General features: G+C 71.0%; 17 protein-coding genes. 6 read left to right on the forward strand and 11 right to left on the reverse strand.

What is annotated here, in order from left to right; genetic code table 11:
- The first annotated feature begins 139 nt into the window (after positions 1-139).
- Positions 140-580, forward strand: coding sequence for a GNAT family N-acetyltransferase (locus ACIBJG_RS11960; protein ID WP_399307308.1), 441 nt, complete (start codon positions 140-142; stop codon positions 578-580).
- Between the two features lie 40 nt (positions 581-620).
- Here ACIBJG_RS11960 and galK read toward each other — a convergent pair whose 3' ends face one another.
- From galK to galT, 3 genes are read right to left on the reverse strand one after another with little or no spacing between them, the layout of a single operon-like run.
- On the reverse strand, positions 621-1,787 hold the full coding sequence (gene galK, locus ACIBJG_RS11965; RefSeq protein WP_399307310.1) for a galactokinase: 1,167 nt from the start codon (positions 1,785-1,787) through the stop codon (positions 621-623).
- Positions 1,784-2,764: a UDP-glucose 4-epimerase GalE gene (gene galE, locus ACIBJG_RS11970; protein ID WP_399307312.1), complete on the reverse strand. Its 981-nt coding sequence runs from the start codon at positions 2,762-2,764 to the stop codon at positions 1,784-1,786. Before galE ends, galK begins: the two co-directional genes overlap by 4 nt.
- The gene (galT, locus tag ACIBJG_RS11975) at positions 2,761-3,804 is read right to left on the reverse strand and encodes a galactose-1-phosphate uridylyltransferase (RefSeq protein WP_399307314.1); all 1,044 of its coding nucleotides are present in this window, start codon (positions 3,802-3,804) and stop codon (positions 2,761-2,763) included. The genes galE and galT overlap by 4 nt, the downstream gene beginning before the upstream one ends.
- 223 nt (positions 3,805-4,027) lie before the next feature.
- Between galT and ACIBJG_RS11980 the strand changes: the two genes are divergently transcribed.
- Together ACIBJG_RS11980 and ACIBJG_RS11985 are read left to right on the forward strand one after the other, a co-directional pair.
- Positions 4,028-5,698, forward strand: a complete 1,671-nt coding sequence (locus ACIBJG_RS11980; protein ID WP_399307316.1) for a sodium:solute symporter family protein — start codon at positions 4,028-4,030, stop codon at positions 5,696-5,698.
- Positions 5,699-5,713: 15 nt separating this feature from the next.
- On the forward strand, positions 5,714-6,010 hold the full coding sequence (locus ACIBJG_RS11985) for a hypothetical protein (protein WP_399307317.1): 297 nt from the start codon (positions 5,714-5,716) through the stop codon (positions 6,008-6,010).
- 34 nt (positions 6,011-6,044) lie between these two features.
- Here ACIBJG_RS11985 and ACIBJG_RS11990 read toward each other — a convergent pair whose 3' ends face one another.
- The 5 genes from ACIBJG_RS11990 to ACIBJG_RS12010 all read right to left on the reverse strand — a co-directional run bounded on the left by ACIBJG_RS11990 (position 6,045) and on the right by ACIBJG_RS12010 (position 14,849).
- Positions 6,045-6,740, reverse strand: a complete 696-nt coding sequence (locus ACIBJG_RS11990; protein WP_399307319.1) for a LuxR C-terminal-related transcriptional regulator — start codon at positions 6,738-6,740, stop codon at positions 6,045-6,047.
- Positions 6,741-7,012: 272 nt separating this feature from the next.
- Positions 7,013-8,905 carry a PQQ-binding-like beta-propeller repeat protein gene (locus ACIBJG_RS11995; RefSeq protein ID WP_399307321.1) on the reverse strand — a complete coding sequence of 631 codons (1,893 nt, stop codon included), beginning with the start codon at positions 8,903-8,905 and terminating at the stop codon, positions 7,013-7,015.
- Positions 8,906-9,017: 112 nt separating this feature from the next.
- On the reverse strand, positions 9,018-10,862 hold the full coding sequence (locus ACIBJG_RS12000) for a PQQ-binding-like beta-propeller repeat protein (protein ID WP_399307323.1): 1,845 nt from the start codon (positions 10,860-10,862) through the stop codon (positions 9,018-9,020).
- A 251-nt stretch (positions 10,863-11,113) separates the two neighbouring features.
- Complete coding sequence (locus tag ACIBJG_RS12005; protein WP_399307325.1) at positions 11,114-12,865, reverse strand: PQQ-binding-like beta-propeller repeat protein; 1,752 nt, start codon at positions 12,863-12,865, stop codon at positions 11,114-11,116.
- Positions 12,866-13,043: 178 nt separating this feature from the next.
- On the reverse strand, positions 13,044-14,849 hold the full coding sequence (locus tag ACIBJG_RS12010) for an ABC-F family ATP-binding cassette domain-containing protein (RefSeq protein ID WP_399307327.1): 1,806 nt from the start codon (positions 14,847-14,849) through the stop codon (positions 13,044-13,046).
- Between the two features lie 194 nt (positions 14,850-15,043).
- Here ACIBJG_RS12010 and ACIBJG_RS12015 point away from each other — a divergent pair, with 194 nt between their 5' ends.
- From ACIBJG_RS12015 to ACIBJG_RS12025, 3 genes are all read left to right on the forward strand, one after another.
- The gene (locus ACIBJG_RS12015) at positions 15,044-15,688 is read left to right on the forward strand and encodes a lipoprotein (protein WP_399307329.1); all 645 of its coding nucleotides are present in this window, start codon (positions 15,044-15,046) and stop codon (positions 15,686-15,688) included.
- Positions 15,689-15,784: 96 nt separating this feature from the next.
- Complete coding sequence (locus ACIBJG_RS12020; protein ID WP_399307331.1) at positions 15,785-16,036, forward strand: type II toxin-antitoxin system Phd/YefM family antitoxin; 252 nt, start codon at positions 15,785-15,787, stop codon at positions 16,034-16,036.
- Complete coding sequence (locus tag ACIBJG_RS12025) at positions 16,033-16,293, forward strand: Txe/YoeB family addiction module toxin (RefSeq protein WP_399307333.1); 261 nt, start codon at positions 16,033-16,035, stop codon at positions 16,291-16,293. Before ACIBJG_RS12020 ends, ACIBJG_RS12025 begins: the two co-directional genes overlap by 4 nt.
- On the opposite strand, the gene ACIBJG_RS12030 is transcribed toward ACIBJG_RS12025, so the two are convergent.
- From ACIBJG_RS12030 to ACIBJG_RS12040, 3 genes are read right to left on the reverse strand one after another with little or no spacing between them, the layout of a single operon-like run.
- Positions 16,281-17,186 carry a 4-(cytidine 5'-diphospho)-2-C-methyl-D-erythritol kinase gene (locus tag ACIBJG_RS12030; protein ID WP_399307335.1) on the reverse strand — a complete coding sequence of 302 codons (906 nt, stop codon included), beginning with the start codon at positions 17,184-17,186 and terminating at the stop codon, positions 16,281-16,283. The two genes, ACIBJG_RS12025 and ACIBJG_RS12030, sit on opposite strands and share 13 nt — an antisense overlap.
- Positions 17,183-18,076 (reverse strand): 16S rRNA (adenine(1518)-N(6)/adenine(1519)-N(6))-dimethyltransferase RsmA, encoded by an 894-nt coding sequence (rsmA, locus tag ACIBJG_RS12035; RefSeq protein ID WP_399307337.1) that lies wholly within the window; start codon positions 18,074-18,076, stop codon positions 17,183-17,185. The genes ACIBJG_RS12030 and rsmA overlap by 4 nt, the downstream gene beginning before the upstream one ends.
- A complete protein-coding gene (locus tag ACIBJG_RS12040; protein WP_399307339.1) occupies positions 18,073-19,266 on the reverse strand; it encodes a ubiquitin-like domain-containing protein in 1,194 nt (397 codons plus the stop codon). The genes rsmA and ACIBJG_RS12040 overlap by 4 nt, the downstream gene beginning before the upstream one ends.

A 19,266-nucleotide genomic window follows, 5' to 3' on the forward strand; every position in this document is an offset into this window, starting at 1 on the left:
CGGGCGTCGCACCCGGCTGTCTCGTACCCCTGAATCAGCACCGGCCCCCACCGGTGCTGTGCATCAGGGTACGGGCGACGGCCCCGGGGGGAAGGAAATTCGCGTAACTGACGGGCAGTCGGGTCCTAGGGTGTGGTGCATGTTCCGTCTTGAGACAGAAGTGGACAAAGAACGACGTCAGCTGCTGAACAACCGGCTGCACGAGGACAACACGGCACGCTCACCGCGGCTCCGCGCCCTGCGCGATACGCCTGACGCGCTCGAAGTCCCGCTGGAGGTATGGGCGCTGGACGCCGAGGACCGGCTCGCCGCGGGGCTGACCGGCCGCACCTGGGCGCACTGGCTCCATGTGGACCTGCTCTGGGTCGACGCCCGTCTCCGCGGTTGCGGCCTCGGCTCGCGACTGCTCGCCGAGGCGGAACGGGTGGCCCGCACGGACCGGTCCTGCACCCGCTCCCGGGTGGAGACCTGGGACTTCCAGGCCCCGGACTTCTACCGGAAGCGGGGTTACGAGGTGCGGGGGCGGGTCGAGAACTACCCGCCCGGCATCACGGAGTTCACCCTCGTCAAGGAGCTCTGACCGGTCCGGGCGGGGGTTCGCCCCGACCGGACCGGCCGGCTCAGACGAGCCGGCGGGCCCCCGCGGACGGCACGGCGGGGAAGACGCCCGGGGCCGCGTAGCCCGCTGCGGCGAACGCCTCCTGCACGGACTTGGTGACCGTGTCCGCCTGCGACTCCTCGACGAGCACGATCGCCGAGCCGCCGAAGCCGCCGCCGGTCATCCGCGCGCCGAGTGCGCCGGCGGCGTTCGCCGTCTCGACGACCAGGTCCAACTCCACGCAGGAGACCCGCAGATCGTCGCGGAGCGAGACGTGGCCGGCCGTGAGGACCGGGCCGGCCGCGCGCACCTGGCCGGAGTCGAGCAGCGCGATGACCTGCTCGACGCGCTCGTTGTCGCCGACCACATGGCGTACGTAGCGCACGACGGACTCGTCCGCGCCGACCTCGGCCAGCGTGTCGAGCGCGGTACCCAGTTCCGCGTACGGGAGCTCGCGCAGCGTACGTATGCCGAGGACGCGGGCGCCCTCCTCGCAGCCGGCGCGCCGCTCCGCGTACGCGCCGTCGCCGAGCGCGTGCTTGACGCGGGTGTCGACAACCAGGAGCTTCAGGCCCTGGGCGGCCAGGTCGAAGGGGACCTGGCGCTGGGTGAGGTCGCGGGTGTCCAGGTGCAGGGCGTGGCCGTCGGTGCAGCAGGCCGATGCCATCTGGTCCATGACGCCGCAGGGGACGCCGACGAACGCGTTCTCGGCGCGCTGGGCGAGGACCGCGAGCTCGGCGGGGGCGAGTCCGAGCCCGAAGAGGTCGTTCAGGGCCAGTCCGGTCACCACTTCGAGGGCGGCGGACGAGGAGAGCCCGGCGCCGGTGGGGACGGTGGAGGACAGCTGGATGTCGGCGCCGGTGATCGCGTGGCCGGCCTCGCGCAGCGCCCAGACGACACCGGCGGGGTAGGCGGCCCAGCCGTGGCCGGAATGCGGCACCAGCTCGTCGACGCGGAGCTGGACGACGCCGCCCGGCACATCGGTGGAGTGCAGCCGCAGTTCGCCGTCGGTGCGGCGGGCGACGGCGGCGCGTGCGGTGTGCGGCAGCGCGAGCGGCATCACGAAGCCGTCGTTGAAGTCGGTGTACTCGCCGATCAGGTTGACCCGGCCGGGGGCGGCCCAGACCCCCTCGGGCGCGGTCCCGTAGAGCTCGGTGAAGGAGGTGGTCAGCTCAGCGTTGTCGGTCATGGTGCGGTGGGCTCCTCTCGGCGGGCGAACGTCCAGGCGTCGGAGACGATTCCGGCCAGGTCGGCGCGGGACGGCTGCCAGCCGAGGCGCTCCTGGGCGGTGGCGGCGGAGGCGACGAGGACGGCCGGGTCGCCGGCGCGGCGGGGGGCCGCGGTCTCGGGGACCGGGTGGCCGGTGACCTCGCGGACCGTCTCGATGACCTCGCGGACCGAGAAGCCGTTGCCGTTGCCGAGGTTGCAGATCAGGTGCTCGCCCGCGGTGGCGGCGTCGAGGGCCAGCAGGTGGGCCTCGGCGAGGTCGGCGACGTGGATGTAGTCGCGGACGCAGGTGCCGTCGGGGGTGGGGTAGTCGTCGCCGTAGACGGAGATCGACTCGCGCTGCCCGAGCGCGACCTGGAGGACCAGCGGGATGAGGTGGGACTCGGGGCTGTGCCGCTCGCCGCAGTTGCCGTACGCCCCCGCCACGTTGAAGTAGCGCAGCGAGACGGCGGCCAGGCCGTGGGCGGCCGCCTCTCCGGTGATCATGTGGTCGACGGCGAGCTTGGTGGCGCCGTAGGGGCTGGTCGGGGCGGTGGGGTCGGCCTCGGTGATGGGGCTGGAGACCGGTTCGCCGTAGGTGGCGGCGGTGGAGGAGAAGACCAGCGTGCGCACCCCGGCGTCGCGCATCGCGGCGAGCAGGGCGGTGGAGCCGCCCACGTTGTTGACCCAGTACTTCTCGGGGTCGGCGACGGACTCGCCGACCTGGGAGTACGCGGCGAAGTGCAGCACCCCGTCGTAGGACGGGTCCAGCCACTTCGCGGCGTCCTGGACGCGGCCCTCGATGAACTCGGCGCCGGCCGGGACGCCCTCGCGGAAGCCGGTGGAGAGGTCGTCGAGGACGGTAACGGTGTGTCCCGCCTCCAGCAGGTGCTGGGCGACCACGCTGCCCACGTATCCCGCGCCGCCGGTCACCAGGTACTTCTTCGGGGACTTGCTCACTCGCTCGCTACCTCTCGCAGTCGCTGGGCCGCGGTCTCCGGCGGCACGTCGTTGATGAACACGCTCATGCCGGATTCGGAACCCGCGAGGAACTTCAGCTTGCCGGAGGTACGTCGGATGGTGAAAAGCTCCAGATGGAGCCCGAAGTCCTCCCGCCCCTCGACTCCGAACGGTGCCTGGTGCCAGGCGGAGATGTACGGGGTCGGCGGCTCGCCGGGGCCGAAGATCCGGTCGAATCGCCTCAAGAGTTCCAGATAGACCTGTGGGAATTCCGTGCGGGCGGCCTCGTCGAGCTCCCGCAGGTCGGGGACGCGGCGGCGCGGGTGGAGGTGGACCTCGTACGGCCAGTGGGCGGCGTACGGCACGAAGGCCACCCAGTGCTCGGCGGCGAGGACGATCCGCGAGCCGTCGGCCTCCTCGCGGGCCACGATGTCGTCGAAGAGGTTGCCGCCGGTCTCGGCCCGGTGGGCCGCCGCGGAGCGGAGCATCAGCTCGGTGCGCGGGGTGACGAAGGGGTAGCCGTAGATCTGGCCGTGCGGGTGTCCGAGGGTGACGCCGATCTCGGCGCCCCGGTTCTCGAAGCAGAACACCTGCGTGACCTGCGGGAGCTCGGCGAACTCGGCGGTCCGGTCGGTCCACGCCTCCAGGACGAGGGCGGCCTGCTCCTCGGTGAGGTCGGCGAAGGAGGCGTCGTGGTCGGAGGTGAAGCAGACGACCTCGCAGCGGCCGGAGTCACCAGCGAGGGAGGGAAAGCGGTTCTCGAAGACGGCGACGTCGTAGTCCGGCTCCGGGATCTCGCTCCGCCGGCCCTCCTGCGAGGGGCAGAGCGGGCACTCGTCGGCCGGGGGGTGGTAGATGCGGCCCTGGCGGTGCGAGGCGATGGCGACGCTGTCGCCGAGGAGCGGGTCGCGGCGGACCTCGGACGAGGTGGAGACGGGGTCGAGCGGTCGCCGGTCCACCGCGTCGCGCACGACGTCGTCACGGCTGTCGTAGTAGATCAGCTCCCGGCCGTCGGCAAGCGTCGTAACCGTCTTCTTCACCAGACTCCTCCCAAACAGAACCAAACACAATGAACCACAAGCCAACAGGCTCGTCAATGAGTCCCCACCCACGGCGTGACGGGAATCTCGCAGGGTGGAGACCGGCCTTTTCGGCAATGCGATCACAATCCAACAAAGAACCTCATCGGAACTGTTCAGTTTCTGAACACAAGAGCGTAGTTTCCTTCGGGTTCAGTTCGCGCAACGAAGCGAGTACCCCCACATGCAAAATCTGGCTGCAGGGCTCCGGCTCCCCACGAACGGGCTCGACTACACGATCCTGGCGATCTACTTCGTCGTCGTTCTCGGCATCGGCTTCGCCGCTCGGCGAAGCGTCAGGACGAGCCTCGACTTCTTCCTCTCCGGACGGTCACTGCCCGCATGGGTGACCGGTCTGGCCTTCGTGGCGGCGAACCTCGGCGCCACCGAGATCCTCGGCATGGCGGCGACCGGCGCGCAGTACGGCGTCGCGGTCGTCCACTGGTACTGGATCGGCGCCATCCCGGCGATGGTCTTCCTGGGCCTCGTGATGATGCCCTTCTACTACCGCTCGAAGGTGCGCTCCGTCCCGGAGTTCCTGCTGCACCGCTTCGACAAGTCGGCGCATCTGCTCAGTTCCATACTCTTCGCGTTCTCGGCGGTACTGATCGCGGGCGTCAACCTGTACGCCCTGTCGATCGTCGTGGAGGCGCTCCTCGGCTGGCCGCAGTGGGTCGCGATCGTCGTCGCGGGCCTCTTCGTCCTGATCTACATCACCATCGGCGGGCTCTCCTCCGCGATCTACAACGAGGTGCTGCAGTTCTTCGTCATCCTCGCCGCGCTGATCCCGCTGACCGTGCTGGGCCTCAAGCGCGTCGGCGGCTGGGACGGGCTGAGCGACTCGCTGGAGTCCAGCCACGGGGCGAACTTCATGACCGCCTGGGGCGGCACCGGCATCGGTGACGCCAACCCGCTCGGCGCCAACTGGCTGACGATCATCCTGGGCCTCGGCTTCGTGCTCTCGTTCGGCTACTGGACGACGAACTTCGCCGAGGTGCAGCGCGCCCTGTCCGCGAAGAACCTCTCGGCCGCCCAGCGCACCCCGCTGATCGCCGCGTTCCCGAAGATGTTCATCGTCTTCCTCGTGATGATCCCGGGCCTGGTCGCCGCCGTGGTCGTGCCCAACATCGGCACCACCGGCTCGGACACGACCTACAACGACGCCATCCCGCTGCTGATGCGGGAACTGCTCCCCAACGGCGTCCTCGGCATCGCGGTCACCGGTCTGCTGGCCGCGTTCATGGCCGGCATGGCGGCCAACGTCTCCTCGTTCAACACCGTGTTCACCACGGACATCTGGGCGCGGTACGTGAAGAAGGACCAGCCGGACGCGTACTACCTGAGCTTCGGTCGCAAGATCACGGTGCTCGGGGTGCTGGCCTCCATCGGCACGGCGTTCATCGCCTCCAGCTTCTCCAACATCATGAGCTACCTCCAGACGCTGTTCTCCTTCTTCAACGTCCCGCTGTTCGTCGTCTTCATCATCGGCATGTTCTGGAAGCGCGCCTCGATGAAGTCGGGTGTCTGGGGCCTGCTGGCGGGCACCACCGCCGCGATGGTCAACTACTTCGTCATCTACAAGCAGGGTGTCATCGACATCCCCACCGACCAGGGCGCCAACTTCGTCTCCGCGATCGTCGGGTTCGTCGCCGGTGCGGTCGTCATGGTCGCCGTCACGCTGTTCACGGCCCCCAAGCCCGAGGCCGAACTGGCCGGTCTGGTGTACGGAACCGAGTCCCCGGAAGCCGACGAGTTGCCCGAGGAGGGCGACGACGCCTGGTACCGCAGGCCCGCGCTGCTGGGCTGGGGCGCGATCGTGCTCGCCGCCCTGTGCTACGTCCCGTACTCGTTCTGATCGGAGTAACCCACCATGTCCGACCTGCACAAGGAAGTCTCCGACCTGGAGCGGAAGTCCGCCACGGCGGCCCGGCTGTTCGACATCCGGATGATTATCGGCGGTCTCTTCGTCGTCTACGGCGTCATCGTCACCATCGCCGGGATCAACCCGTCCGACGCCGACCTGAAGAAGGCCGAGGGCGTACACATCAACCTGTGGACCGGTCTCGCCATGCTGGCCCTGGGGCTGTTCTTCCTGGTCTGGCTGAAGCTGCGCCCGGCCCAGCCGCCGGCCGCCGCCCCGGACACCACGGACGCGCCGGGCGACTGAGGCACCCTCACCACCCGCAGGGGCCGGACACCGGTCAGCCGACGGTGTCCGGCCCCTGCGGCGTCCCCAGGGCCGCCCGGTCCAGCAGGCCGGTGCGGGCGGCGAGCGCCGCCGCCTCCAGCCGGGAACCGACGCCCAGCTTCATCAGCACGCGCTGTACGTGGGTACGGGCGGTGCTGGGCGCGATCCGCATACCGGCCGCGATCAGCCGGGTGTCCTCGCCCTCGGCGACCCGGACCAGGACCTCGACCTCGCGCGGGGTGAGCATCCGCAACAGCCGCCGGCCCTCGTCGTCCGGCTGCGCCACCGGGTTGAGCAGCTCGGCGAAGGCGCCCTGGAGCAGCTGCGGCGCGATCGCCGTCTCCCCGGCCCGCGCCTTGACCATCGCCCGCTCGACGCCCTCGATGCGCTCGTCGTGCCGTACGTATCCGGCGGCGCCGGCCGCGAAGGCGGCCGCGATGCCGCGCGGGCTGGGCACGGGCCCGAGCACCACCACGGCGATCTGCGGGCGTTCGCGCCTGATCCTGGCGATCGGGTCGAAGGTGCCCGGTTCGGCGGGCGCCGCCGTGCCGAACAGGCAAATATCGGGCGCCCTGCTGACGACCAGTTCCGCCGCCCCGGAGGTGGGCGCGGCGGCGGCGAGCACCCGGTGCCCGCGCAGTTTCAGTGCCGAGGCCAGCGCCTCGGCGAGCAGTCGGTGGTCGTCGATCACCATGAGCCGTACGCCCATCGGGCAACCCCCCTCGCACCGGCAGGCCCCCCGGCCCTCTCTAGACCCGGCAAGTTACACGCTTGTTCGAGGCGGCGGGCACCTTAACGGCCAGAAGGATCGAGATAGCCGACTTCGGGTGGTTCGGCAGCGAGTTGATGCCCCATCATGGCCGAATTCTGCTTGTTGGGCGTCTGCATGCCGACCATCGCGGACCACCTTCTGCGGGGATCCTGAACGGACGGAGGGGGTGGAGCCGGCCGGCTCCACCCCCTCGCGCGTGTGTCCCGCGGTCAGTTCGTGCTGAACGAGACGACGAGGTACTCCTTGTCGTTCAGCGAACTCTCCCTGGGCTTGCTGACCATCGTCTCCGAGATGTACAGGTTGCCGCCGCCGTAGATGTACTCGGCGTAGTCCGCGGAGAAGCTGGTCTCCGCGTCCCGGACGGACTCGTCGCCCGGGTTGTCCATCAGCACGGTCGGCTTGAAGGTCGCGCCGTCGATGGAGACGACCTGGCCGCCCTTGTCGTAGGGGGGCTCCTTGTACGCGATGAGGTTGCCGCCGTCCATGCGGAGCGGGAACATCGTGTACCGCTCGCCCGCGTCGGCCCGGTCGCTGGTCGGCTTGCCGGTGGTCAGGTCGAACGAGACGATCTCGTTGGTCCTGCCGTAGTCGCTGGAGGTGCCCTCGTGCTCCTCGGTGGGCACGTACACGCGGTTGTTGCCGACGGCGACGTGCTGGCAGCTCTCGACCTTCGTGGAGCGGCAGCTCGCCGCGTACTTCTCGCCGTCCGCCGCGATCCGGGTGAGCAGCTTGCCGCTGGCCGCGTCGATCGAGAAGAAGTCCGAGATGCCGCTGCCGTCACCCGCGGTGTCGCCGACGTCGGCGGCGACGACCAGCGGCTTGGTGGAGACGATGCTCGCGTAGTCGACGCCGGGCGGCATCTTGTACGAGGAGAGCGGGGCCCCCGAAGTCGGGTTCAGGGCCTGGATGATGAGCTGCGTGTCGTCGTACGTCCCGCACTTGCGGACCACCGCGAGCGCCTCGCCGCCGCCGTATCCCTTGTCGTAGCAGCCATCCGTGCTGACCTTCGGCTTCCAGCGCTCGGCGCCGGTGTTCAGGTCGAAGGCCGCGCCGCCCTCGGTGCCGCCGGCGGCGACGGTGCTGCCGCTGAGGGTGACCTCGTCGAACCGGACCGGGCGGTCACCGCCGGTGGACGCGGTCACCGGCTTGTTCCACAGGAGCTTGCCGGTGCTGAGGTCGATGGCCCCCACCTGGTTGCAGCTGGGGTACTTGTTGGCCGCGGACCGCTTGGCCTCCTCGAAGACGATGGCCGTCTTGAAGTCCTTGCTCATGTGCCGGGAGGCGGCGCAGAGCTGGCCGGCCAGCGGGATCGACCAGAGCTTGGTGCCCTTGGCCGGGTCGTAGCCGACGATCTCGTTGACGCCCGTCTTCACGTACGCCTTGTCGGTCAGCCAGGAACCGGCGACCGTGGTGACATCGGTGACCTTGGGCTGCGGGAGCTGGAAGCCGACGCCGGACTTGGTGTCGGCCGGGGCCTTCTCCTTGCCGCCGCCGCCCGGGCTGCCGCCCGAGCCGCCCTTGCTCTCGCCGGTGGTGCCCTCGCCGGTGGTGCCGGCGGAGGTGGAGGCCTCGTCCTTCTTGTCGTCGCCGTCGCTCGACGCGAACCAGACGCCGCCGCCGATGATCAGGGCCACGGCGACCACCGCGGCGACGATGATCGTGGACTGGGTGGAGAACTTCTTCGGCCCGTTGCCGCCGGGCTGCTGCGGCTGGTACGGCTGCTGCATCGGCGTGGTCGGGTAGCCGTAGCCCTGCTGCGGCGGCTGGCCGGGCGGGAATCCGTACCCCTGCTGCGGCTGGCCCTGCGGGGGCGTCTGCGGGAATCCGTAACCGGGCTGCTGCGGCTGGCCCTGCGGGTAGCCGTAGCCGGGCTGCTGCTGGGGCGGGCCCGCGGGCGGCGGGGTGCCGTAGCCGCCCGGTGCCGGGGGCGGCGGGGTGGCCGACGGCTTGCCGAACGGGTCGGCGGGCGGCGGCGTCGGCGCACCGAAACCACCGGGCGGCGGGTCCTGTGGGGCACCGAATCCACCGGGCGGCGGGTCCTGGGGCGCGCCGAACCCGCCCTGTGACGGGTCGTGGGGCGGCGGCTGGGGCGGCTGCGTCATGGCGTTGCGTACCTCGGGAGAAGGGGAGTCGGTCGGTGGGCCGGAGCCGGTCGCGGGCGGGTCTGCCGTCGTCCGCGACCGGTGGTGTTCCTGCGGGCGCCGTGGGGAACCGTTACTTGCCGAAGGCCATCATGGTCTTCGTCTCCATCTCTTCCTCGTCGTTGGTCGCGCTGACACGCCCGCTGACGATGAACGAGCGGCCGCCCGCGTACCGGACCCTCTCGCTCCAGAACGAGCTCTCGATCTCCGATGTGGAGGCCGGGTGCTGGAGCAGCATCTTCGGGGTGCCGCCGGAGGGCGCCAGGGTGGCGATGCCGCCGCCCTTGCCGTAGCCGGCGTCCACGTAGAGGATCACGTTGCCGCCGTCCATCCGCAGCGGCCTCATGGTCTGCTCGGCCGGGGCCTTCGCCTTCCACTTCGTCTTGCCGGTGTTCAGGTCGAAGGCGACGACCTGGTTGGTGCGGGCGGATCCGCTGGTGTCGTCCTCCGTGCGCAGGTAGAGCGTGTTGGCGTCGGCGGTGACACCGTCGCAGCCGTCGACAGGCTTGCCGAAGATGGCGAAGGCGTTGCCGCAGGACATCGGGAACTTGTCACCCTTGTCGCTGGTGATCTGGGAGCGGAGCGTGCCGTTGTCCCGGAGCGCGAGGATGTTCCACTTCTTGTCCTTGCTGCTGCTGCCCTTGCTCAGCGACACGACGAGCGGGCTCACCGAGTAGATGTTGTCGACCTCCCAGCCACGGGGCGGCTTGTAGGTCCACTTCGGCTTGCCGGTCTTCGGGTCGATCTCCTCGACCTCGTGCTGCGGGTTGTAGGGGTCATCGGTCCGGCATTTGGTGGCGGCGATCAGCTTGGCGCCGCCCGCGAAGGCGAACGGCTGGCAGATGCCGTCGCGCTTGCCGAACAGTTCCTTGCCGTCGCTGACCTGGTAGGCGTTGGAGCCGCCGGAGCGGCCGACCGTCAAAGTGTTGCCGCTGATGGCGAGGGAGAGGTCCGACATCAGGTCGAAGAGCCCGCTCTTCTTGACCTCCTTCTTCCACCCCGCCTTCCCGGTGGTGAGGTCGATCAGCTGGAGGGCGGAGCAGTCTGCCTTGTCGGTCGTGCCGTTCTTCACCGCGATGACGATCTTGCCGTCCGCGGTGGGCTGCGACGGCGCGGAGCAGATGTCCGCGGGCAGCTTCAGCGTCCACTTCTGCTTGCCGTCGGCGACCGAATAGCCGGAGACCGTGCGGTACATGCCCTTGACGATGGTGTCGCCGACGATCCACGGGCCGTACACGTCCGCGCCGTTGCGCGGCAGGTCGACGTCGTTCTTCTGGAGCCAGAGGACCTTCGCCTCGCCGGGCTTGCGTCCGCCGTTCAGGTCGTCGTCGCCCTCACGGCCGGTGCCGTTGCCGTCGCCCTCGTCGACGGACGCCGAGGTGGTCGGCTTCAGGACCTCTTCACTCTTCTTCGCTACGGGCTTCTTGTCGTCGCCGCCCCCGCTCGTGGCCAGGTAGACGCCGCCGCCGATGACCAGAAGTGCGGCGACCGCGGCACAGATGATCACGAGCGGCTTGCCCTTGAAGGGGCTGCGGCCGCCGGGACCCGCCGGGCCGCCGCCGACCGGTGCGCCGGGGTACTGCTGCTGCGGATAGCCGTAACCGGGCTGCTGCGGCTGGCCGTACGGGCCGGGCTGCTGCGGCTGGCCGTAGGGCCCCTGCTGCTGGGCGTACGGGCCCGGTTGCTGCGGCTGGCCGTACGGTCCGGGCTGCTGCTGGGCGTACGGGCCCGGCTGCTGGGTGTACGGGCCCGGCTGCTGGGGGTAGCCGTAACCGGGCTGTGCGGCCGGCGCCTGGGGCGGCTGCGCGGGCGGCGGTGTCTGCGGCGGGCCCTGGGGCGGCTGAGGAATCCCCTGCGGCGGCTCCTGCGGAGCGCCGAAGCCTCCCTGCGGCGGTTGCTGGCTGGGCGGCTGGGTCATCAGCGCGTCCCCCTTCATGCGGTCCGGTGCCCGGTCCGGACTCCCCCGCGATCGCGCCGGAACTCCGGGAGTCGGCGAAGACCCCCTGAAGTGCAGGCGAAATGGAGCGAATCGGGCATGGATCCCGCAGTGATACGTCAGTCGAGCGGGCCTTCTTTGTACCACCCGGCCCGCCACCGGCTCCGGTTCGGTCCACCCCTGTTCCCAAGGGAGAACCGCGCCGTGATGCCGCCGTTACGCCTAATCGACCGTCAGTTGCCGAAGGCCCCGATGGACCGCGCTTCGACTTCCTCGTCGTTCGAGCCGCTGATCCTCTTGTGCGTGAAGAAGGAGCGTCCGCCCGAATAGGAGACGAACGGGTTGATGAAGTCACGTTCGAACGGGAAGGCCGCTACCGGGTGCCGCAGCACCATGCTCCAGTCGCCGCCGGTAACCGGCACGGAGGCGATGCCGCCTGCCGCACTCTTGGTGCCCGCGAGGGACATCAGAAGCTTGCCGCCCTCCACCCGCAACGGGGTGAGGGCCTGGTCGGCCGGGGAGCTGACCGCCCACGTGAACTTGCCGTTGGACAGGTCGAAGGCGGCGACCTTGTTGCCCTCACCGGCCTTGACGTCGACGGGCCCGGTCGCCATGTAGAACGCGTTGCCGGCCGCGGCCACCCCGACGCAGCTGTCGAGGTTGGAACCCTGGACCCGCAGGTCCTTGTCGCATTGACGCAGCAGGTTGCCCGGCCCGCCGGAGAGCTGGGTGCGGTAGGTGCCGTTGGCGTTGAGCACGAGGACGCCCCACTTCTCCTCCCCCTGCTTGAGCGAGACCACGATGGGGTCGGCGGAGTAGATCTGCTCGACCTGCCAGCCCTTCTTGACCTTGTACGTCCACTGCACCTTGCCGGTGGCGGGGTCGATCCGCTGCACCTGGTGTTCCTTGTGGTCGTCCGCGGCGGTCTGGCAGCTCGCCGCGGCGATCGCCACGGGGCCGCTGGCGAAGCCGAACGGCTGGCAGTTGCCGGGCAGTTTCCCGAACAGCACCTTGCCGTCGCTGACGCGGAAGGCGTCGGTCCTGCTGGTACGTCCCACGGTCACGGTGTCGCCGTTGATCGCCATCGCGAGGTCGGAGAGCCCGTCCCAGGCACCGTCGCGGACGTACGCCTTGCGCCAGCCGAGCTTGCCCGTCCGGAGGTCGACCATCTGCAGGTTGTCGCACGAGGCGTCGCTCGCGGTGGTGTGCTCGATACCGATGACTATCTTGCCGTCGGCGGTGGGCTGGGTGGGCGCCGCACACGCACTGGTGGGCAGCCGCACGTTCCACTTGACCGTGCCGTCGGCGACCGAATAGCCCGTGATGTGGCGGTACATGGCCGTGACGACGGTGTCGCCCGCGAACCAGGGGCCGTACACGTCCTCCCCGCCGTCCGCGAGGTCGACGCCGCCCTTCTGGATCCAGAGGAGCTTCGCCTCGCCCGGCTTGCGCTCGGCGTTGACGGCGGCGGCCTCCTCGCGGGGGGTGACCGTACCGTCGTCGTCACCGTCCCCCTTGCCGTCGCCCTGGTCCACGGTCGGCGAGGGTGAGGGGTTCGGCTGCCCCGAGTCGTGGCCCGCGCCGACCGCGGGCTTCTCGCCCTTGCCGCCCCCGTCGGAGGCGAACCAGATCCCGCCGCCGGCCAGGAGCGCCACCCCGAGCACCGCGGCGACGATCACTCCGGTCCTGCCACGGAGGCGCCCGCCGCCCCGGGGCCCGCCGGACTGCGGCGGCTGCGGGGCCGGCTGAGGCGGATACCCGTAGCCCTGCGGCTGCTGCTGGCTGTACGGGCCGGGCTGAGTGCCGTACGGGCCCGGCTGGTTGCCGTACGGGCCGGGTTGAACGCCGTACGGACCCGGACCCTGCTGACCGTACGGACCGGGCTGCTGCGGCGGGGCGGCCGGTGGCGGGTACGACCCGGGCGGCGGGTCGTAAGGAGCTCCGAACCCACCCTGCGGCGGCTGCTGTCCGGGCGGCTGGCTCATCGGCCCGTCCCCCTGTTCCGTTGTCGTTCCGTCGGTGCGCGTGGTGCCTGTGGTGCGACGACGCGGTCCGGCTTACGCACCGGGCAAGGTTTCTTTCTACCACCCGCCCCACGGACCCCACAGGCCCCATCCGGCACGGCAGTTGTACCTGCCGGGCCGCTGGGCGCCCCGCGACCGGTCAGGCGTCCTCGGCCAGTTCCAGCCAGCGCATCTCCAACACATCGCGTTCCGCGACCAGTTCGCGCAGTTCGGCGTCGAGCTTCGCGACCTTGTCGAAGTCCGTGGCGTTGTCGGCGATCTGGGCGTGCAGCGTCGTCTCACGCGTCGACATCTTGTCGAGCTGCCGCTCGACCTTCTGGAGCTCCTTCTTGGCCGCGCGGGCCTCCTGCGGCGAGACGCCCGGTGCGGGTGCGGCGGCCCGGGGGCCCGCGGCGGGCGCCGCGGTCCCGGCCATCTGCAGCCTGCGCTCCAGATACTCGTCGATGCCGCGCGGCAGCATCCGCAGCGATTTGTCGCCGAGGAGCGCCAGCACCTTGTCCGTGGTCCGCTCGATGAAGAACCGGTCGTGGGAGATCACGATCATCGACCCGGGCCAGCCGTCGAGGAGGTCCTCCAGCTGGGTCAGGGTCTCGATGTCGAGGTCGTTGGTGGGCTCGTCGAGGAAGAGGACGTTCGGCTCGTCCATCAGCAGCCGCAGGATCTGCAGCCGGCGCCGCTCACCGCCCGACAGGTCGCCGACCGGCGTCCACTGCTTCTCCTTCGAGAAGCCGAACTGCTCGCAGAGCTGGCCCGCGGTCATCTCCCGGCCCTTGCCGAGGTCGACCCGGTCGCGCACCTGCTGCACGGCCTCCAGCACCCGGAGGTTCGGGTTGAGCTCCACGACCTCCTGGGAGAGGTAGGCCAGCTTCACGGTCTTACCGACGACGATCTTCCCGGCCGCGGGCTGCGCCTCGCCCTGCGTGCGGGCGGCCTGTTCCAGCGCCCGCAGCAGCGAGGTCTTGCCCGCGCCGTTGACCCCGACCAGACCGATCCGGTCGCCGGGGCCGAGCTGCCAGGTGAGGTGGGTCAGCAGCGTCTTGGGACCGGCCTGGACGGTCACGTCCTCCAGCTCGAAGACGGTCTTGCCGAGCCGGGCGTTGGCGAACTTCATCAGCGCGCTGGTGTCACGGGGCGGCGGTACGTCGGCGATCAGCTCGTTGGCCGCCTCGATGCGGTAGCGCGGCTTGGACGTACGGGCGGGGGCACCGCGCCGCAGCCAGGCCAGCTCCTTGCGCATCAGGTTCTGCCGCTTGCCCTCTTCGGTGGCGGCGATCCGCTCCCGCTCTGCCCGGGCGAAGACGTAGTCGCTGTAGCCGCCCTCGTACTCGTGGACCGTGCCGCGCTGGACGTCCCACATGCGGGTGCAGACCTGGTCGAGGAACCACCGGTCGTGGGTGACGCAGACCAGGGCGGAGCGGCGGGCGCGCAGATGTCCGGCCAGCCAGGAGATGCCCTCGACGTCGAGGTGGTTGGTCGGCTCGTCGAGGACGATCAGGTCCTGTTCGGCGATGAGCAGCTTGGCCAGCGCGATCCGGCGGCGCTCCCCACCGGAGAGCGGCGCGATGACGGTGTCCAGGCCCTGCTCGAAGCCGGCCAGGTCGAGGCCGCCGAAGAGCCCGGTCAGCACATCGCGGATCTTGGCGCTGCCCGCCCACTCGTGGTCGGCGAGATCGCCGATGACCTCGTGCCGGATCGTGGCCTTCGGGTCGAGCGAATCGTGCTGGGTCAGGACGCCGAGGCGCAGCCCGCCGTTGTGGGTGACCCGGCCGGTGTCGGCCTCCTCCAGCTTGGCCAGCATCCGGATGAGGGTCGTCTTGCCGTCTCCGTTACGACCGACGACACCGATCCGGTCCCCCTCGGACACGCCGAGGGACACACCGTCGAGCAGCGCACGGGTGCCGTACACCTTGCTGACCTGCTCGACATTGACGAGGTTGACGGCCACAAACGCTCCAGCTCGAAGGAGAAACACTGACCTTCAGCGTAGTCGCCACGGCGCGGGACTCCTGACGAGCGCCCGCTCACCCGTGCGGGACGGGGTCGCGTACGGCGCTCTCGTGGTCACCCCTGTGCGGTACCTTGCCCGAATTGATCAAGGTCCGGGGCCGGTCCCCTGGCGTCATCGGGGTGGGGAACTTCATGACACGACGTACGGTTCGCGGGCTGGCGCCCGTCCTGCTGGCAGCCGTGGCGCTGACCGGCTGCTCGTCGGGGTCCGGCGACGGGGCGAAGGCGGACACGAAACCGGGCGGCGCCCCGGCGAAGGCCACGGCGAGCAGGTCCGCGGCCAAGGGCGGCACGGTCGGGGGCTCCGGTTCCGGATGCGAACTGCCCGTCGTCTTCGACACGGCACAGCACTGGAAGGCGAAGGCCGTGGCACCCGAGGAGGCGGGCCCGGAGTTCGCCGCGCTCGGCGTCCAGGGCCCGGTCTCCCTGGTCTGTGAGATCGACGCGAAGCCCGCCGGGCACATCGGGTTCCTGCGGGTGTGGCAGGGCGACGACAAGAGGGGCTCGGCGCGCCAAGCCCTGGAGGGCTTCGTGAAGGCGGACGAGAACGCCTCGAAGATCACGTACAAGCAGTCCACGGTCGGGAAGCTGCCCGTGACCGAGGTCGGCTACACGATCTACAGCAAGATCATGGAGGAGTCCCGCCCGGCCCGCGCCTTCGCCGTCGCCACCCCGGACGGGCCGGTCGTGGTGCACCTGGGCGGGCTGGACGCGCAGGAGCACAAGGGGATGCTGCCGGCGTTCGAGCTGGCGAAGGGGAGCGTGCGGCTCGGCTGAGGCCGTGACCGTACGCGTATCGCCGTTGCCTCCTCGGTGCGCTGTACGTACACTTTCCTGTACGTACAGCATCCTGTACATACCAAGGAGGCAGCCATGCGGACGATGACCTACACCGAATCGCGGGCCAAGTACGCCGAAACCCTCAGCGCGGTCGTCGACGACCGCGAAGAGGTCATAGTGACGCGTGCCGGGCATGAGCCCGTGGTGATCGTGGCGCTCGACGAGTACGAGGCCATGAAGGAGACGGCCTACCTGTACCGGAGCCCCGAGAACGCACGTCGCGTGCTGGCGGCGATCGATGATCTCGAGAACGGTGGCGGCTCGGTTCGGGAAATCGTCGAATGAAACTTGTCTGGCACGAGACCGCGTGGGCGGACTACGTGTGGTGGCAGGCCCAGGACCGGAAGACCCTCAAGCGGATCAACGCCCTGCTCCTGGACATCACCCGCAACGGGAACGAGGGCATCGGCAAACCGGAGCCCTTGCGGCACGGGTTCCACGGGTACTGGTCCCGGAGGATCAGCGACGAACACCGCCTCATTTACCGCGTGGTCGAGGACGAGGTACGCATCGCCTCCTGCCGCTACCACTACGGCCGCTGAATCGTCGCCCCCGGCGCCGGCGACGCCGCGATCCGGGCGGTGCGGCAGGTCCCCGAGGCGGTCAGCGCGTCGGCGACCTTGCGGGCCGACGCCTCGTCCTCGGTGAGGAACGCGGTGGTCGGCCCGGAGCCCGAGACAAGCGCGGCCAGGGCGCCCGCGGCGGTGCCCGCGGCCAGGGTGCCGGCCAGCGAGGGCCGCAGCGACAGCGCGGGGGCCTGCAGGTCGTTGCTGAGGGCTGCGGCGAGTGCGACGGGGTCGCCGGCCCGCAGCGCCTCCATGAGCGCGGCGGACGCGGTGGGCTCGGGCACCTGCGTGCCCGCCGTGAGCCGGTCGAACTCGCGGTAGACGGCCGGGGTGGAGAGGCCGCCGTCGGCGACCGCGAAGACCCAGTGGAAGGCGCCGCCGACCTCGACCGGGGTGAGCTGCTCCCCGCGGCCGACCCCGAGGGCCGCCCCGCCGACCAGGCTGAACGGCACGTCGCTGCCCAGCTCGGCGCAGATCCCGAGGAGCTCCTCGCGGGTGGCGCCGGTGGACCAGAGCGCGTCGCACGCCAGCAGCGCGCCGGCCGCGTCCGCGCTGCCGCCGGCCATGCCGCCCGCGACGGGGATGTCCTTGGCGATGTGGATGTGGACATCGGGTGCGATGCCGTGCCGTCCGGCCAGCGCGGTCGCGGCGCGGGCCGCGAGGTTGGAGGCGTCCAGCGGCACCTGGCCGGCGTCCGGGCCCGAGCAGGTGACGCGCAGCCCGTCGGCCGGGGTGACGGTGACCTCGTCGTACAGGCCGACGGCGAGGAAGACGTTGGCCAGGTCGTGGAAGCCGTCGGGGCGCGCGGCGCCGACCGCGAGCTGGACGTTGACCTTGGCGGGGACCCGGACGGTGACGCTCTCGCTCATGCGGGCAGCTCCGGCTCGTTCTCGGCGATGTCCGGCTTGTTCTCGGCGATGGCGGCGAACTCCTCGACCGTGAGGGCCTCGCCACGGGCCTGCGGCGAGATACCGGCCGCGACGAGCGCCGCTTCGGCGGCGGGCGCGGAGCCGGCCCAGCCGGCCAGGGCCGCGCGCAGCGTCTTGCGGCGCTGGGCGAAGGCGGCGTCGACGACCGCGAAGACCTCGGCCTTGCTCGCCGTGGTGGCGACGGGCTCGGTCCGGCGCACCAGCGAGACCAGCCCGGAGTCGACGTTCGGCGCGGGCCAGAAGACCTTGCGGCCGATGGAGCCGGCGCGCTTCACGTCGGTGTACCAGTTGGCCTTCACCGACGGCACGCCGTAGACCTTGTTGCCGGGCCTGGCGGCCAGCCGGTCGGCAACCTCGGCCTGCACCATGACCAGGGTCCGCTCGATGCTGGGGAAGCGGTCGAGCATGGTGAGCAGCACGGGCACCGCGACGTTGTACGGAAGGTTGGCGACCAGCGCGGTCGGCGGCGGGCCCGGCAGTTCCCGTACGGCCATCGCGTCCGAGTGGACGAGGGTGAACCGGTCGGCGCGCTCCGGCATCCGGGCGGCGACCGTGGCCGGCAGGGCGCCCGCGAGCACGTCGTCGATCTCGACGGCGACGACCCGGTCGGCCGCCTCCAGCAGCGCCAGGGTCAGCGAGCCCAGCCCGGGGCCGACCTCCACCACCACGTCGTCCGGGCGGACCTCCGCGGTGCGCACGATCCGGCGGACCGTGTTGGCGTCGATGACGAAGTTCTGACCGCGCTGCTTCGTGGGGCGTACGCCCAGCGCTGCGGCCAGCTCGCGGATGTCTGCGGGGCCCAGGAGGGCGTCGGGCTCTGTGGTGCTCACCTGTTAAGCCTACGGGCTGTCGCCTTCCCGGCCGTCCCGCCCGTCCCGCCCGTGCGGGGGCCGGTGCCGGCCTTCACGACCCGGCTGACCGGCTCCCGTACGACCTCGGTGGCCAGCACCCGCGGCTTCTGCCGGACGCCGTTGACGGTGCGCAGGGCGTACATGACCCGGCGCGAACCGTCCCGCCCCTCCCGTTCGACCATCTCCGTACCGGCGGCCAGGTCCCCGTCCCCGGAGCGTTCCACGGCGTACGGCAGCAGTTCCTCGCGCACCACCCGGGTGGTGACGATCCGGAGCACCGAGACGGTCTGTCCTTCGCGCGGGAAGCTCTCCGGGGCCACGGACGTGGTGTCCTCGCCGCGCAGGACCACTCCGGCGCGGGCGACGGCCTCGCGGACGGTGGCGGCGTTGGTGCGGACGGTGTGCTCGCGGCCGTCGGCCATCACGGTGACGGTGCGCTCGGTGCGCACGTCCAGGGTCAGCCCGGTGCGCCCGATCGGCGCGGCCCGGGAGACGGAGAGGTAGGCACCCTCTTCCCGGACGCCCAGCCGGCGCAGGGCGGCGCCGACGGTGCGCTCGGAGGTCCAGACCCGGCGCCGCACCCCGTCGAGCGTGAGCGTCACCGGGCGCGGGCCGCCGACGGTGATCACGTCACCGTTGCCGAGGCGGGTGCCGGGGGCCGGGGACACCGCCGCGTCGTCGTCGATGCCCTGCTCGGCGAGGAGTTCACCGACGTCGTCCGCGAAGGTGTGCAGGGTGCGGGGCTCCCCGTCGACGTCCAGCGTCACGGCCTTGTCCTCGGCGACGAACGCGGTCGTCCCGCCCGCCAGGAACGCGACCACGAGGGCCTGCGGCACCAGGCGGCGCAACTGCTCGGGACGGACGGCCGCCCGGCGCCGCCTGGCGCCCCGCCGCGGCCCGGACCGGCCACCGGGGACCGGCACGGGGAGGGCGGTGACGGTGAGGGCCTGCGCGGTGCGGCCCGCCCCACCGGTCGCGGCCGCGGTCCGCCCCGCCGGCATGTCGACGACGGTCGGCGTGCGCCGGGGCCACGCGGCGAGTGTCAGCTCCTCGTGCGGCGGTACGGGGGAGGGGCCCGGTACGACGACGGTGGCGGGGCCGCGCGTTCCGGCCACCGCCGTACGTCCCCTGCCGCGTGCTGCACGGTGACTGCCCTGCGAATTGCTCAC

Source organism: Streptomyces sp. NPDC050422, from assembly GCF_044458665.1.
In the GTDB taxonomy this organism is placed as follows: Bacteria; Actinomycetota; Actinomycetes; order Streptomycetales; family Streptomycetaceae; genus Streptomyces.